Annotated in this window: 12 protein-coding genes; 4 read left to right on the top strand and 8 right to left on the bottom strand. The window is 54.7% G+C overall.

Annotation, left to right across the window (positions count from 1 at the left end; translation table 11 throughout):
* Nucleotides 1-99 precede the first annotated feature (99 nt).
* Nucleotides 100-558 (top strand): hypothetical protein, encoded by a 459-nt coding sequence (locus tag RAC89_RS12925; protein WP_306613951.1) that lies wholly within the window; start codon nt 100-102, stop codon nt 556-558.
* A gap of 61 nt (nt 559-619) precedes the next feature.
* Here the strand turns inward: RAC89_RS12925 and RAC89_RS12920 are convergent, their stop codons facing one another.
* Together RAC89_RS12920 and RAC89_RS12915 are read right to left on the bottom strand one after the other, a co-directional pair.
* The gene (locus RAC89_RS12920) at nt 620-2386 is read right to left on the bottom strand and encodes a glycosyltransferase family protein (protein WP_306613949.1); all 1767 of its coding nucleotides are present in this window, start codon (nt 2384-2386) and stop codon (nt 620-622) included.
* On the bottom strand, nt 2386-3345 hold the full coding sequence (locus tag RAC89_RS12915) for a UDP-glucuronic acid decarboxylase family protein (protein WP_306613948.1): 960 nt from the start codon (nt 3343-3345) through the stop codon (nt 2386-2388). Before RAC89_RS12915 ends, RAC89_RS12920 begins: the two co-directional genes overlap by 1 nt.
* 159 nt (nt 3346-3504) lie before the next feature.
* Between RAC89_RS12915 and RAC89_RS12910 the strand changes: the two genes are divergently transcribed.
* Nucleotides 3505-6351: a hypothetical protein gene (locus RAC89_RS12910; protein ID WP_306613946.1), complete on the top strand. Its 2847-nt coding sequence runs from the start codon at nt 3505-3507 to the stop codon at nt 6349-6351.
* Nucleotides 6348-7805, top strand: a complete 1458-nt coding sequence (locus RAC89_RS12905) for a glycosyltransferase family 2 protein (protein WP_306613944.1) — start codon at nt 6348-6350, stop codon at nt 7803-7805. The genes RAC89_RS12910 and RAC89_RS12905 overlap by 4 nt, the downstream gene beginning before the upstream one ends.
* 60 nt (nt 7806-7865) lie before the next feature.
* Here the strand turns inward: RAC89_RS12905 and ilvN are convergent, their stop codons facing one another.
* Both ilvN and ilvB read right to left on the bottom strand, forming a co-directional pair.
* Nucleotides 7866-8345 carry an acetolactate synthase small subunit gene (ilvN, locus tag RAC89_RS12900; RefSeq protein ID WP_306613943.1) on the bottom strand — a complete coding sequence of 160 codons (480 nt, stop codon included), beginning with the start codon at nt 8343-8345 and terminating at the stop codon, nt 7866-7868.
* Entirely contained in the window at nt 8342-10078 is a 1737-nt protein-coding gene (ilvB, locus tag RAC89_RS12895) for a biosynthetic-type acetolactate synthase large subunit (RefSeq protein WP_306613942.1), read from the bottom strand. Before ilvB ends, ilvN begins: the two co-directional genes overlap by 4 nt.
* Before the next feature lie 111 nt (nt 10079-10189).
* Between ilvB and RAC89_RS12890 the strand changes: the two genes are divergently transcribed.
* Entirely contained in the window at nt 10190-12277 is a 2088-nt protein-coding gene (locus RAC89_RS12890) for a LuxR C-terminal-related transcriptional regulator (RefSeq protein ID WP_306613941.1), read from the top strand.
* 50 nt (nt 12278-12327) lie between these two features.
* On the opposite strand, the gene RAC89_RS12885 is transcribed toward RAC89_RS12890, so the two are convergent.
* Genes RAC89_RS12885 through RAC89_RS12870 form a run of 4 tightly spaced genes read right to left on the bottom strand, consistent with a single transcriptional unit; the run spans nt 12328 to nt 16370 of the window.
* Nucleotides 12328-13266, bottom strand: a complete 939-nt coding sequence (locus RAC89_RS12885) for a DUF4340 domain-containing protein (protein ID WP_306613940.1) — start codon at nt 13264-13266, stop codon at nt 12328-12330.
* Nucleotides 13263-14651 carry a GldG family protein gene (locus tag RAC89_RS12880; RefSeq protein ID WP_306613939.1) on the bottom strand — a complete coding sequence of 463 codons (1389 nt, stop codon included), beginning with the start codon at nt 14649-14651 and terminating at the stop codon, nt 13263-13265. The genes RAC89_RS12885 and RAC89_RS12880 overlap by 4 nt, the downstream gene beginning before the upstream one ends.
* Before the next feature lie 20 nt (nt 14652-14671).
* Nucleotides 14672-15385, bottom strand: coding sequence for an ABC transporter permease subunit (locus RAC89_RS12875; protein WP_306613938.1), 714 nt, complete (start codon nt 15383-15385; stop codon nt 14672-14674).
* Complete coding sequence (locus tag RAC89_RS12870; protein ID WP_306613937.1) at nt 15378-16370, bottom strand: ABC transporter ATP-binding protein; 993 nt, start codon at nt 16368-16370, stop codon at nt 15378-15380. Before RAC89_RS12870 ends, RAC89_RS12875 begins: the two co-directional genes overlap by 8 nt.
* Nucleotides 16371-16443: the final 73 nt, after the last annotated feature.

Below are 16443 nucleotides of genomic sequence, written 5' to 3'. Positions count from 1 at the left end.
ATATGTGTGAAAGTCCATTATTTTTTTCGAATCAAATTATGATATATTGGAAATATAGGCAGCTTGGGCCTTGACCTGACATGGGGGTGGAGATCAGCTATGAGAAATCAATTGATTGCGCTTACGCTCGTAATTACCGTGTTTGTCACCGGCATTCATTATACGGAACGGTCTCTAAACCCCGACCCGTCCATATGGCAGATGAGCCCCACCTTCACCATGTTCAATACGACGCTTCGCGGAAACCCGGAGCAGATCGGCGTAACCGCCGGTGCTATGGAGGCGGGAGTTTCCGGCCAGTACCAGTGGTACTTCTGGAATCAGGAGCAGTCCCTCTTCGGGCAACCGTTTCAGGTCATGGCAACAAACCGCAAATCGGCTAAGCAGCACCTCGTGTTCGAAGGCAATATCGCACTGCCGAATCGACGCCCGGGTATGGGGCCTCCGCGCGTTATTCGCACCCCCTCCACCTTCTCCCTGCCGACGAAGGGCATTTGGCGCTTGGAAGCAGTGGTTGACGGAAGGAAGCTGGGCAGTGTCGTGGTGGAGGTTTTTTAACCAAGCGAAAAAAGCACGGCGAAGGGAGCATCGCGCTTCCTTTTCCGTGCTTTGGTACCGATTATACATAGTCAGCCAACCGTTCCCGCCATACCTCATACACAGACATGGCTTCGATCACATCCATGTACTCTAAAGCGAGCCCCTTGGCCTTTTCCTCCTTGCCCGTCGCCCGGTACAGCTCACACAACCGCACAACTCCCTGCCAGTGAAAGGGTGCAAAGCGCACAAGCAGCTCCAAATGTGTCCGCGCCTCTTCCCAGCGGGTCAACTGAGCGGCAGCCGAAGCAAGCAAATAACGAGCCTCTATATTATTCGAACGGAATTCCACGCTTTTCTTGAAAGAAGCATATGCTGATTCCCACTCGTTAAAATTCAAATGCGCCTTGCCTTTATACTCATAAGCTTCGCTCAAGAATAAAGCGTTCAGCTGAGCGGCAGCCCGCCATTCGAGCTCCTCGGCGCCACCGAGAATCCGCTCCCGCTCCACACGGAAATCATCATAGGGGATTGCGAACAGCAGCCCGTCCCATGCACCGATACCCGCTTGTGCCGCACGGCTCAGGAAACGGTCGAAACGATCAAGCACAACCCGGTGATTGCCGCTGGCGGACATCGCGCTAAGCAAGTTGAACAAGGGAAGCGCGTTTTCCGGTTCAGCCTCAGCCGCCTGCTCCCAGTCTCTAACGGAAAGCTGAAGGAGCGCCGTTTTATGCTCCGTTCCAAGCGACGGTTCTCCCAATAGAAGCAGCCGAACGCAGGCTTGGGCATTTTTCCGCCGGGCTTCTGCTCCTCCCACCCGGTTCAGCAGCAGCTCCATCAGCTGTGACGATCGGCCTTGAGAAGCATAGTACACTTGGGTAAGATGAGCGAATGCCCGCTCCTCCCGCACGGCATCGGACCTTCGCGACCTACCCGCCTCCGGGATCCCCTTGCTCTGCAGAAGTCCCCATATTCGGTCCATGTGATGCGTGTAGCTGTCGGTTTCCACAATCTTCGTATGCCCTGCCGCCGCTATCGCCTCCCGACCCGCAGGGTCCGATAAGTAGTGAAGGATCAATTGTTCGTAATTATTCTCATGGTATGGAACATACTCCTCGAAGGGGACCAGATGCTCCTCAACCTCGCCGTTGCCATCCTCCAGCATCATCAGAGCACCGGCAGCAGGAGCTTCGTATGCCCGCAGATTCATTTCGGATCGGATCGACCGGTTGAATACGATCTTGGAACGGTTCATAACGTCGTTATAGTCTGCTCCGAAAAGATTCGTGGCGATCCTTACCCGAACCCCCTTGCGACGCAATGCGCACAGCTTTTTGAGCCAAAGCGAACGCTCCTCCTGCACCTCATGATTCAAATTGCCGACGATGGAAACATCAATATCCTTTACTGCCGAAGAAACTGGGAAGTGGATGGCCGGGTCATAGCTGTACAGCGGTGCATACGCCGCCTGCCTCAGCCCCCTTCTGCGCAGAAGCTCTGCCCCCCTTTTATCGGTGAAAATCGCATCATAATCGGGCAGCGTACCGCAAACCGTCCCGTACCCCAAATTCCAATCGCTGATTAGCGCTACAAGAGGGACGCGTTCCTCGAACAGGCCGGCAGGATTGGCATGGAACTCGGGAGACCATACCCAAACCAGCTCCGGCTCCCATCCCTCCGGAAGCTGAGTTCGGACCGCCTCCATCGTATGACATCCGGCATGCAGCCTGATCCGGCAGTTCTCTTCCCAGCTGACGGTTATTAACCGCTCGGGGTCATAATGCTTGCCAAAGAAAGCCTTCGCAAACGCATTCGTAAAATGCAAGCAGATCGCACGCGGCAGCATTACCGGATCCCTCCCCGTGCATAGGCCGCAAAATAATCCAGCGTCCGGCGCAGCCCTTCCTCGAGCCCGATAGCGGGCTCCCATTTCAACAGCCGCTTGGCCTTGGAAATATCCGGTCTGCGACGCTTCGGGTCGTCCTCCATCGGAGGCAAATGCTCTATGGTTCCTTTGTTTCCAGTCAGCCTTAGAAGAATATCCGCCATGTCCCGAACCGTATACTCCGCCGGGTTGCCCAAATTCATCACCTCGCCGATGGCCTTCGGTTCGGTAATGCTGCGCACAATCCCCTCGACCAAGTCGGCGATATAACAAAAGCTGCGCGTCTGGCTGCCATCGCCGTATACGGTAAGCGGCCTGCCCTCTAGGGCCTGCATCGCGAAGTTCGGAATGATCCGGCCATCCTCCGGATTCATCCGGGGCCCATAGGTATTAAAGAAGCGCAGAATGACCGTATCCATCCCGTATTCCCGATGATGGGCCATTACGAGCGCTTCGGCGAACCGCTTCGCTTCATTATAAACAGCCCGGGGCCCTACTGGATTGACGTGTCCCCAGTAGTCCTCCCGCTGCGGGTGCACTTCAGGGTCTCCATAGATCTCCGACGTAGAAGCTAACACATACCGTGCTTGATGCCTGCGGGCCAAATCCAGCGTATGGAAAGTCCCCAGACTGCCTGCCTTCATCGTTTCGACGGGGTGCTTCAAGTAATCTCTCGGAGAAGCCGGGCAAGCCAAATGCAACACTGTATCCACGGGACCGAGCCTGGACTCCGGCAGCGGAAGACTGACATCGGATTCGTAGAAGGCAAAGCACGGGTGCGCCATCATCTCTTTCAGGTTGCCTTGACGCCCCGTGATGAAATTATCAACCGCCGTAACTTTCCAGCCGAGCTCTATGAATCTTTCGGCAGCATGCGAGCCGACGAACCCCGCAGCACCGGTAATATAAATATGAGGCATGTTGATTCTACTCTCCTAACATGAATGCTCCTGTACACTTACTATAGCAGAAAAATAGGCGAGAACGTGGTACTTTTCACCTAATCTGTCGTATTCAGCCTTCCAACCGCATGGTAGAATAGAAGTACTAGTTTGCGGAAAACGAGGTGTACGATTTTGATGAAACGGATCCATTCCAAGTCAACAGCCCCCTGGCAAAAGGCAAACGCGCTTCTAGCCGCCTCCTTGTCCGTCGCTCCGGCGTTATTTCCATCCGCCGCGGCTGCGGCTGTGGACACCGTTCCTATTCCGATTCAAGATGTAATCGGTCTGCCGGCAGAATCACTAACGCTCAATTTGGACTATCACTTCGGATCCAGCAGCGGGACGTACCGTCTTGCGGCAATGGACGGCGATACGGCGAAAGCCGTCGTTTCCGGTTCGAGGCTAAATGTATATTTGCAGCATCCGGGGCTGACTACTTTCACAGTGACGCTCGATGGTTCCAGCAAAAGCGACGTATTCCAAGTACGTGTTATGGACATAGGATCAGACCATCGCTACGACGTCGGCGATCTGGTGAAATTTATGTTTGATAACCCCGGCGTCGTCCAAGACAGGACTGCTGTTACTAGACTGACCGGCCGGATTTCGGGTCAAACGGCACATGAAAACCACCCTCCTGTGCCGGTCCAAACACAATACATAGTGAATTCATACAACGGCTCGTACTTCAATTCGATCAGTTCATGGTTCCAGGATGCCGATGGGGATACACTGCAATACGATGTTAGTGTTGTGACGCCTTCCAGCGGCCTGGATGCTTATATTTCCGGCGATAGTTTATTTGTTAACGGAGCATTAAGTCAGGATGGAGTGCTGCTCATTTACGCGAGAGACGGCAAGGGTGGATATTCGCAGGTGATGCTGACGTTAAAGCCCGTTGTGACTTCACCTGTAAACCATCCGCCGACGGTTACTAATGTAACTTACAGCGTTTACGCTCCTGCCGGTGAGGTGCCGGCGCCTTTCCATCTGATGCAGCTGTTCCATGACGCAGATGAAGATCCATTAACCTTCAACGTAAACAGTTCTACATCAGGGGCCCCTCCGGCTTCGATTTCCGGCAGCTATCTGACCTTTAGCGGTGCGGTTTCCGGGGTCGCCACCTATAGCATCAGTGCCACAGACGGCAAAAGCGATCCGGTTACCGCCAGCCTGATTCTCACCCCGGATTCCGCTGCCAATTTACCGCCGGTGGCTGCGCAAAGCTCTATTTTCGGATATTACACAGTCAATGAAACGGCAAGCCAGTCGATCCTCTTGTACAGCAATTTCAGCGATCCTGAACACGGCTCGCTTACCTTTGAAGTTAATCCTCCTACATCTAATGGCGTATCGGCCTTTGTCAGCGGAGGGATGCTGAGCTTAAGCGGACCCGGATCCGCAGGGGCGACAGCAAGCTTCCTGGTTACGGCGACGGACTCCGTCGGCCAATCCGTAAGCGCAGACTATCACTTTAAGGTCAACCGGAAACCTACTGTGACGCAAAGCACCTATGAGATTTATTTGCCTTCGCATCTTAGCGTTCCTTCGACTGAGCTCGATCTGACGGAGCTGTTTGCGGATCCGGATGAGGACGGCTTAACGTTCGAAATCGATTACTCGAATTCCTATCTCCCTTCGAGCGGTTTCGGCGCTTACGTAGACGGAAGCAGGCTTTCTTATTACGGTAAATTGAATGGTGCTACTTACTATGCACGGATCCATGCCAGTGACGGAAAAGGAGGCGAAATCCACAGCGACTACATCTTCCAGCCCAAACCGAACGCGGCGCCGACATTTCACTATCCGAATACGTCGCAAAATATTTATTATACGGTAGGCGATGAGGTAACCTTTGGGATTGCCGGGGATTTCACGGATGAGGACGGCCAAGCTCTGGAATACTCGGTGAGCCTTCCGACTTCAAGCGGCATTACTGCCAGCATTAACGCCAGCAATGAGCTTGAGCTGCACGGCGATACCAGCAGTCCTACCGTCGATATGACCATTACGGCGACGGATCCTTTCGGGCTGCAGGCTACAGGAAATTACACCGTATATGTCAACCATGCGCCGACAGTCAACGATGATGAGGAGGCCGTTTATTATAACGGAAGCTTGACTACCTTTGATTTATTCGGTTATTTTGCCGATGCGGATGCGAGCTACGGTCAGGCTCTTACCTTTACTGTAACCCCAAGCAACTCCTATGGGGTTAGTGCCTCCATCCATTCGGGTGTGTTGTACTTGAATAACGAGCCGACTCAAGCCGCTACGTTTACGGTAACGCTGCAGGATGCTTCTCCTTTCAACAAGCAGGCATCCATGGATTTCACGCTTCTGCCGAACCAGACTCCTGTGTTGAAAATGGCTTCTTCGTATAAGGTCGATACGGACGGGAACAATTGGCCTGCCATCGGTACGCTGCCGCCCACGGGGTATATCGTCGATTTGACGCATGCTTTCGCCGATCCGGATAGCGGAGATACGCTCAAATATTCTGTTTCTGTTAAGGAGCCTAAAGTGACGACCAATAACGGCCATGATTGGCTTACAGTGACAGGGAACGCGGATCATCCGGGCCTCTATGTAATCAGTACGGGATCCGTCAACACAGGTACGGCTCAAATTGAGATTACCGCGACCGACAGGGACGGAAAGGGGAGAGCGGCCACAGGCACTGTTTCTTTCATCAAAGACGCACTCCCGGTGAAGCCTGCGAACGAGCAAAATATGACGTCCATCGAGGAAAAACTGATCACGAATCTGGCGGGGCAGTACGGATTTCCTCCGGATACGACCTTCCAGGTAATTTCTTCGAATTCGAGCCTTGTTTCCGCTGCCATGGTAGGAAATGATCTCAAGCTGAAAACTATCGGCGGTACCGGGACTGCCTATATTACCATTGTTGGAACAACCGGAAACCTGGTCCTTGGCTTCATTGATGAGATTACCGTTATCGTGGGGTCCGGCTCGTCATGACAAGGAACCGTATGCACGATAGAAAACTGGCAGAACAGCACTATGGAGCGATCATCCGGGCTCTGCAGGAGAAGCGATTCGAGGAAGCAGAGGAGCAAGCGCTGGGGGAGATCAGCAAAGCCCCGCTCATTCCGCAGGCTTGGGTGCTTCTAGGTGAAGCCCTGCTGCATCAGGGTTTCGGCTCCGCTGCACGCAAGGTGTTTCACCGGGCGTGGCTTCTCGATCCGGAGGCGGAATGGATTACTGCAGTGGAGCAAGCCGTCCGGCAAGCTCCCGCAGGGCAAGATAGAGCGGATATCAATCAGTTGCTGCAGGTGAAGAAGGTTACCGTCACCATCGGCATCATTGCCCGCAACGAAGAGAGATCCATTGCACGCTGCTTAGAAAGCCTCAAGGGAGCGGCCGACGAGATTATCTTGGTGGATTGCGAGTCGACCGATCGCACAGCGGAGATTGCCGGCTCGTTTCCCGGGGTTCGCATTGTCCACGCGACATGGGAACAAGACTTCTCGGCCTTACGAAATAAGGGACTGGCTCACATGAAAACGGATTGGGTGCTCTGGGTGGATGCCGATGAGGCCCTGCACCCCGAGGATGTGGATGCCGTGAGGGAAGCTGCCGGACTATTCGATGATTTCCCGATCCCTCCCGTGCTGTATATTTGGCAGGTCAACTCCATTAACGGCTCGGTTCGGCACGAGATGTCGCAGACCCGCATGTTTCCGCTGCGTTACGGGTTAAAGTATTATGGGCGAGTTCATGAGCAGGTCGGCTCGGGAAGCGGCGGCATCTTCTCCGGGCAAAGCTACCGTAAGCCGGTACGAATCCGCCTCCTGCATGACGGGTATGAGCCGACGGTGATTCAGGCCAAGGATAAGCTCGCGCGAAATCTATCATTGCTCCGAATCATGGTGGAGGAAGAGCCGGACAACCCCGGTTGGTGGCTGTTCTACGGGCGGGAATCGTTATCAGCCGGATTGCCGGAGCAAGCCGAGGAGGCGCTTCGTAAAGCGGAGGCCCTCGGAAAGGACAATTCCGCTTTCGCTCGGATGCTTGATGTTTACATGCTTCAAGCTAAGCTATATCTCGGTAAGCGGGAGTGGGATCTCGCGGAGGGCGCTGCCTTAAGAGCCTTGGAGCTCCATCCGCAGTTTCCGGATGCGAAATTTTACTTAGCTGCAACCAAGCTGCATAGGGGCTACGCCCTGTTTCATGAAGCGGAGGGGCTGCTCCGGCAGGCGAAGGCTGATTTCGCCCACTACCGCGGAACGGTTACTCCCGACCATGAAATCGCCAAGTGGAAGGCGGACGTATCGCTCGCCGATATCGCCCGGTCCGTGGGCAAATTCGGCGATGCCGCTCAGATCTACAGATCGGTGGCAGAACGCTACCCTTATGCGGCAGAGCTTCAGAAGCCACTCAGGCTGATCGAGGAGCAGCGGCAGAAGCTGTGATCAACGAGCTCTAGGGATCTTACCACACTTCGGGGTAAGATCCCTTTTTTTTGCTTTCGCTTAATCCCGCTCCATCGCCGTTTCTCCTGTACGGGTGATTTCGATGATCCCATACGGCTCGAGCAGTCGTAACAGGGCATTATTTTTACCCTCGTCCCCCACGATTTGAATAATGACGGACTCCATGGCTACGTCGATGACAGCGCAGCGGAACGTTTCCACCATACTGAGAATCTCCTGCCGCTGATTCGGCTTAGCCGACAGCTTGACCAGGAGCAGCTCCCGCGATATGACGACATCGGGATTTAGATGGACTACCTCAATCACATCAATCAGCTTCGCAGCCTGCCTGCACATCTGAATCAGCTCGGCGGGCTCCCCGTTTAGTATGACGACCATCCGGGAAATCCCCTCTTGCTCGGAACCGCCTACTGTGATGCTGTCGATGTTGAAGCCTCTCCGGCTAAGCAGACCCGCTACCCGCTGCAGCACTCCCGGCGAGTCGTTCACAAGAAGTCGAATCGTATGTCTCCGTCTCATGGGCGGCTCACCTCCACAATCATATCCCGCAGTGCCATCCCTTGGGGTACCATCGGCAGAACAAGCTCATCCTTATCGACAATAAACTCCACCAATGCCGCCTCCTTCGTCTGCAAAGCCTGCTGCCAAACTTGCTCCGCCTCGGCTGCGGTAGACGCTCTCCAAGCCTTCACCCCGTACGCTTCGGCAAGCTTGACAAAATCCGGACTGCCTGACAGATCGATATGGCTGTATCGACGATCATACACAATCTCCTGCCACTGCTTGATCATGCCGAGATTCTGATTGTTGATGACGACAATCTTAACCGGAATCCGGTGCAGCGCACAGACGGCAAGCTCTTGAGCACACATCTGCATGCCGCCGTCTCCGTTAATGGACACCACAAGCCGATCCGGTCGGCCGATCTGGGCGCCTATCGCGGCTGGGAAGCCGAAGCCCATAGTCCCAAGTCCCCCGGAGGTGATGAGAGACCGTGGATGCTTAAAACGGTAAAACTGTGCCGTCCACATCTGGTGCTGCCCGACATCGGTGGTGATGATGGCTTCGCCGTCAGTTGTTTTGGAGATAAGCTCGATGACGTATTGCGGCTTCAAGCTGTCTTCGGATTGCGTGTACCGCAGCGGCTTCTCCTCCTTCCAGCTTGCACATTGAATAATCCACGGACCGAAGGCTTCCCGACGGCTGTAGGCCTCTTGAGAGATCAGCTCGTTCATCGCAGCAAGCGCCTGCTTCGCATCCCCGCGAATCGGAAGCAGCGTCGGAACCAGCTTACCGAGCTCCGCGGCATCGATATCCACGTGCGCAATCCTTGCGTTAGGGGCAAAGCCCTCCAGTTTCATGGTGACCCGGTCATCAAATCTTGCCCCTACGGATAACAGCAAATCGCAGTGAAGCAAAGCTTGGTTGGCCGCGTACGTGCCGTGCATCCCTGGCATTCCGAGCCATAAGGGGTGATGGCCGGGAAATCCACCCAAGCCTAGCAGCGTAGTCGTAACGGGAATCTGCGCCTGCTCTGCCAGCCACAGAAGCTCCTGAGAGGCATCCGCCTGGACGACCCCGTTTCCCGCCAAAATCAGGGGACGCTCCGCTCCTGCCAGTACGTTCATGAATTCTTCCACGGCCGCCCTGTCGAAGGGCGGTATCGGCTCATACCCACGGACTACGACGGAGTCAGGGTAATGAAACACCGCGGTATCGGCGGAAACATCCTTCGGAATATCAACGAGAACAGGTCCCTTCCTTCCGGTGCCGGCGAGGTAGAATGCTTCCTTGAGCACACCGGCCAGCTCTTCTGCGCTTCGGACGAAGTAGCTGTGCTTCGTAATCGGCTGCGTGATGCCGATAATGTCCGCTTCCTGAAAGGCATCGGTACCAATAAGTGAGGTGGCAACGTTCCCGGTGATGACCACGAGCGGTACCGAGTCCATATAAGCCGTAGCGATCCCCGTCACCAAATTCGTCGCCCCCGGACCTGACGTTGCGAGGCATACTCCCGTTCGGCCGGTGGCCCTTGCGTAACCGTCCGCCGCATGAATCGCTCCTTGCTCATGTCTTGTTAGCAGATGATGAAAGTCAGGGTTGCCGTGCATAGCGTCATAAATGTAAAGGAGTGCTCCGCCCGGATAACCGAACACGCATTCCACACCCTCCAGCAGCAGCGATCGCAGTAAGATCTCCGAGCCGGATATTCGTTCCGGCTTTCTCCAGCGTTCCTGATTCGATTGTTGCATTTAACCTCATCCCTCCCGGCCTGCGCCAATGATCTAGGTCTATGCTAGCATTCGTGGGGCCAAGAGGTTACTACCCAATGGGATAGTTTCGTAGTATACTTTCTGTTAAAAATGGACCGGAAGAAAGGGGACAATCGCAGGATGGTGTCCAAGGATGGGAGAAAGGCAAGTTCAGCGCCTGCATCTGAAAACCTGCAATCCTTGCTCGAGCGGCTTGAAGTTCAGAGCTTCACAGGCAGAGTCTTCGAGCTTCAATTGTTTGAACAATTCCTCCTTCATGTCGAGTCCCGTGCAGAGAAAATCATCAACGTCTACGGAATCGGAGGCATTGGCAAAACGTCCCTGCTGAACCGTTACCGCAGCATCGCGGAAGCCAGAGGTGCTCTGTATCTTCATGCAGACCTGTCCGAGCAGCGCGGCAGTCAAGAGGCTCTTGGTACGGTGTTTGCCTCCCAGCTCAAAGCAAAAACGCAAGCTTCGGATTGGTCCGGCTGGGAACCTTGCATGGAGCAGCTTCATGCTGAAGCAAGCGACCGGAGAATCATTATCGTATTGGACCATTATGAGGAGGCGGGGGGTCTTGATGCTTGGCTCCGCGAGTGGCTCTTTCCTCAGCTTCCGGTGAATTCGCTTCTCATCATCTCCGGCCGGCAGCCGCTGCAAGGCCCTTGGCGGCTTTCTCCTGCTTGGCGAAGGCTCATTCTACCTCTACGTTTGGACGCGTTAGACTACGAGAGCATAAAGCAATTTCTCTTAGGGGAGGGAATTACGGAGGAGCAGGTCGTAGATTCCATTTGGCTGCGAAGTCTAGGCCACCCGCTTCTGGCCACCTTGCTGGCGGAAACCGTAAGCCGACAGGAAGCCGGCCCCATGTCCAATACCAAACAAACATTCGATATGGAGGAGCTGCTGCAGAATTGGTGGAGGGAGACGCATGGTGACGAGCTGCGCGACCTTATCATGGCCGCTTCGGTCGCCCGGTCCTTTCATCAGGAAATGATTTCAGCCATGACCGGGCATGAGCTGCAGCCGGCTCTATTTGACCGTCTTGTTCAACTGTCCTATGTACGACGTACGGATAAAGGCTGGCAGCTCCATGAGCTGGTCCGCGAGTCTGTACGCAGCAGCTTTCGGGATCGCTCTCCGGAGCTGTTCGATCAGTACAAGGAACGCGCAAGCCGCTATTTGCTGGAGCGAATCTCCAGAGCACTAGCCGTGCATCGGGATGTAACTTGGGAGGTGGCAGAGCTTCTTGGGCTGGGAGGGAACGCTGTCCTTCGGGCGCATTTCCGTCAAAATGCGGGAATGGATTACTACATGGAATCGGCGGATGAAAGCAGCTTGGAGGAACTGGAGCGGTATATGGCATTCCGCAAGGAAACCTCGGGAGCCAAGCGAATCCTATGTGCCGATCCCGAAACCGGAGCCCAGTTCAAGTATACGCTTGCGGCAGAGGAGAGCTGCTTGTGGCTAACATCGACCGATGTTCGGGGGTTATACCGGCACTGCCCCTCCTCCTTAACGCTCATGCGGTCGGCGGACGGGGCGCTTGCCGGCTTTCTGGCGCTTTGTCCGATTTCGGCGGTCACACTGCCGTATCTCGAGCTCCATCCCTTGTCCTCCGCTTACTTCAGCCGGCTTAAAACGGAAGAACGGGAACGGTATGCCTCACCGCCGGAAAACCCGGCAGGGTATTTTATCTTGATGAGAGATGTCGCCGAGATCGAACGACCGGAGCAGCGGTCGGCCATACTCCAGCCTTTATTCGAATATATACTGAAGGGGAGTCTGCTCTTTTCCTCTCCGCCGCCTTTGCCCTATTTCAAGGACGGTCATCTTAGTCTCGGTTTTGAAGAGCTTCCCGGGGTCCGCCATACGTTCTATGGGGAAGCTGGGGAAGCGCCCATCTATGTGCTGGACACCCGCAAAGGCAAGCTGATGTCCTACCTGGAAAAGGAAACAGCGCTAAAGCCGCCACCTTCGGCAAAAGTACATCAGACAGACCCGCCGCTCCCCTTTACGGACAGAGAACGGGAGGTGGCGGAACAGCTTGTCCAGGGCTATACGAATCCCGAGATTGCAGTAGCTCTGTATATTAGCGAAGCCGCGGTGAAGAAACACGTCAACAACATGCTGCAAAAAACCGGGCTGAAGAACCGGACGCAGCTCGCCAAATTGATCATGGAGCACCGCGAATAACACAACAAAGCCGGCCTCTCCTCCATGAAGAGTGACCGGCTTTCGACTTCCTATTGCGCTTTCTCCGCTTGCTTCTTCGGCAGGTCCGCCAAGTCTTGAATCGATTGCAGCGGCACGGCGTAAGCCCACTCTCCGCCCTGCTTGGCGATCCAGACAAGGTCTCCCTCGCTTTTTCCGGTATAGACCGAAGCGACCTCCTTGCCTGCCGCATCCGCTTCCTTGATCTCAAGCTTCAAATCCGGCGGGTCCAGCTTTACTTCCGACGCCTTTTTCACTAACTGCTCTGTTGAAAGGAACATGGTCTGGTCAAGATATTGGCTTGCATCCGTCCCCTTCAGCTCCTTCTCACCCAGCTTCCAGTTCGCTTCATGTGGCTTTTTATCCTTATCGGCCTCCGCCCGCACGATCGACCATTTCTCACCTTTCCAGTCTAAGCTCATGCTTTGGACCTGATCATATTGAAGCTTCACCGGACTCTTTTCCATAAAATCGATCGGCTGCTTCGCCAGCGGCGTAACGGAGGAATCACTGATCCGGAACACCTCCGGAGAGCCGCTGAATTTGGCATAGGAATAGCCTTGGATGGCTACCGGGTCCCCGATCGAAAGCGTATGCTTCGTACCGTCCGTAAGCTGAACCGTAAATTCCTGCTTCGGTTTATCGAGCCCGAATTGTGCGAGATCCGTCGGGTTCTCATCCACCGTCTTCTCCTTCGTTAACGCAGCGAATGAATCCACCCAGCCTTGAGGGCTGTAGTTGTTCAGCGGCAGAGCCGACGGCTTCACCATCGACCACTTGCCCCCAGATTGCTGCATTTCTACCGTACCCTCCGGCGTTGTAATGGTGTACGAGATGACTTCCTCCTTTTTCACCGCTGCCAGTGAAGGGCCTGCTTCCTTCTTTTCTTTAAAAAAGTCCTTGCTGGAGGCATACCAGAATCCTCCGATACAAAGCACCACCAGCAGGAGTGTGGGGATGAGCCGCTTCATCCTTTTCTCCTCCTCCACCAGATGGTTCCGCCAACAAGAAGGAACAGCAGCGGGAAGATCAGCACCGTACCGTAGAAAATCCAATTGGCATCGCTGCCCACGATCAACGCCTGCTGCAGCTTATCACCCTCACGCGGACGGATCGTTACCTGATCCTTCTGCTCCTGCAGCCAGCCTACACTGTTGAGGGCAAAATCACGGTTCCCCTGCAGCTGAATGAATTCATCCGCCAAGAAAATCGAACCGCCCAGCACAACAGCCTTCGGCTTGGCCTCCTTGTTCTCCACCACATAACCAATGTTGAACGGACCATTCACGTCATTTGCATCCTTGTTGGTGCGATTGCGGACCAGCTGCTCCAGGTCGGTTTCCCCGTACGCGTCAGAGGTTGTTCTTAGCACCGCCGTTGCCGGGTAATCGGCATTCGGATTTTCTGTAGTTAAAGCGATCGTCTGGCTGATGACAGTCAGCAGACCGTACTCCTGCAGCTTCTTCGTAATTTCGTGGTAGCCGTAATCCGGCACGATGGCCAGCGGCCCCAGCATTGGGCTCTGCTTCGGATCGATCGCTACCGCATGCTGATCCTTGATGCCGTATTGCGCCATGATGGCGTCGATATTTTTCCACTTCGTCTTCATGTCCTTGTTGAAGCCTAAGGCGAGATACAGCTTGCCTTTGCCGTTCAAGTATTCCTTAATGACCTCGGCTTCCTTATCCGTCAGGTCGTTCTGTGGCCCGATGATGAACAGCGTCTCCGCATCCTCCGGCACCTTGCCGTCACGCAGCAGGTTCAGATCCTTAATCTCGTAGTTGTCGCCTTCGAGGCCGCTCCGCCAAATGCTCATCTGCTGCAGCGGAATCTCGTTGTGCCCCGACAAGAAGTACACCTTGCGCTTCTCCTTGTTGTTCAGGTTGACCAGCGCCTGCGTCAGCTTCTCTTCCCCGCTGAATTTGTAATCGCCCTGCTGCTGGCCAAATTGGAACATGTCGGCGTAATAGACTGTTTTCTTCTGCGTACCGTTATCCACCACTAGCGTGCCGGAAGGATCCACATCGTACTGCTTGGCGACGGTCGGATTTTTGACAATATCGTATTCCTCAAACACCAGCTTGCCGCTGCGCTTCTTGTACTCCTGCACCAGCTCATTCACCTGACGTTTGATGTAAGGATCCGTCTGGTCACTCGTCAGTGAAATGAGGCGTACCTCTTTATCGAGGGCCTGAAGCGTTTGTACCGTTTGATCGGAAAGGGTGAACTTCTTGTTCTCCGTGAGGTCCACCTGCATGCTCTTCATGGAATTCAGAAATATGGTCAGAACGATGAAAATCCCGATCACCGCGAGCGACAGCACCGCAGCATTCGTTCCGCGTATCCACTTGTTCAATGGTCTTCCCCCTTCTCGGATTATCTCCAGCGCTTGCGCTCCAGCACCTGAATGCTAAGGACGATGAACACCAGAATCAGCGTGATATAAAAGAGCACATCCGTAAAGTCGAGCACGCCCTTCTGCAGGTCATTCGCCCGTCCTACGATGGAGAACATGCCCAGAAAGTCTTTGATTTTGCCGCCGACCGTGTCGCCGAGCCATTCGATCGTCCAGAACACAAGCAGGATCGCGAACGCCACAATACCCGACACCATCTGGTGCGACGACAGCGAGGAAGCGAACAGGCCTACGGACATCATCGCCGCGCCCATCAAGAACATAGCCAGGTAGGAAAGCCAAAGCTGCGGCTGATCAAGCGTTCCGTATAAGCTCATGATAAGCGGATAGAGCAAGCTGCCTACAACTAGCAGCAGCTGAACCGTCAGCGCCGCCAAATACTTGCCTGTGACAATCTCCGTAATACTGATCGGCGAGGTCAGAAGCAGCTCGTCAGTCCCTTGGCGAAGCTCATCGGATACCAACCGCATCGTGAGCAGCGGAATAATGAACAGGAACACGAAGCTGATCGTCCCTACCACCGGGCGAACGTCAATAATGTTCGGCGGGTAGAGAAAGTTCGCGCTGAAGAAGTATCCGGCAATCAGGAAAAAGAACGCGAAGCCCGCATATGCGACCGGCGAGTAAAAGTACATCTGCAGCTCTTTCTTCGTAATCGCGAGAGTTCTACGCATGTGGAGTCACCTCCTCTTCTTGCTCTGCGGATGCCGGCTGCTCAAGCGACTCGTTCGTCGTCAGCTTGAGGAAGATCTCCTCGAGACTGAGGCTCTCCTTCTTCATGGAGAGAATCGGATATCGCTTCTCGGCCATCCGATAGAAGAGAGCTTCCCGAATATCATTATGCTCCGCCGCGGTGACGAGCACCTTGAGCGGCTCCTCCTCTTCGGCCGCGGCTTGCGCCTCAACCTTCGCAAGCTCTGGCATGGAGCGCAGCTCGCTCAGGATCTCCTCTCGCGGCCCCTTGATTTCCAAGGACACCTCGAAGGATTCGCCCATGGAGCTCGCAAGCTGATCCGGATGCCCGTCCATGACGATACGGCCTTGGTTAATGATCAGCACGCGGTTGCAGAGCGCGTTGATCTCCGGCAAAATGTGCGTGCTGAGCAGCACGGTATGGTTCTCGCCGAGCTCCCGGATGAGCTGACGAATCTCGATGATCTGCTTTGGATCGAGACCGGAGGTTGGCTCATCGAGAATCAGCAGATCCGGGTTGTGAAGGATCGCTTGCGCTAGACCGATCCGCTGCTTATATCCCTTCGACAGGCTGCGAATGATCTGTCGCTCGCGTCCTTGCAGGCCGAGCCGGCTGATGACCTCCTCGATGCGCTTCTTCTGCTCTCGCGCCGGGATGCCCCTCAGGTCGGCGATGAATTGAAGGTACGCGCGAATGGACATCTCCGGATAGAGCGGCGGCGTCTCCGGCAGGTAGCCGATCTTCTGGCGCGCCTTTTTCGGGTGATCCGCCATGGATAATCCGTCGATGGTGATGCTGCCATGCGTCGGGTTCAGGTAGCCCGTGATCATCCGCATGGTCGTTGTTTTTCCCGCTCCGTTCGGGCCCAGAAAGCCAACGATCTCGCCGCGGCTCATGGAGAAATCGATGCTCTGCACCCCTCGCTGGTTCTCATACAGCTTGCTGACTTGTTTGACCTCAAGCACGTAACCCAAGCCTCCCTTTTCCATCTTTTGTAGGAGTTTAACAGAAAATAATATAGACAGAAAAGAATAAGCC

It is taken from the genome of Paenibacillus sp. GD4 (assembly GCF_030846225.1).
GTDB lineage: Bacteria > Bacillota > Bacilli > Paenibacillales > NBRC-103111 > Paenibacillus_G > Paenibacillus_G silviterrae.
Note: the sequence above shows the minus strand (reverse complement) of the source record. Positions and strands in the feature narration are given on the sequence as shown.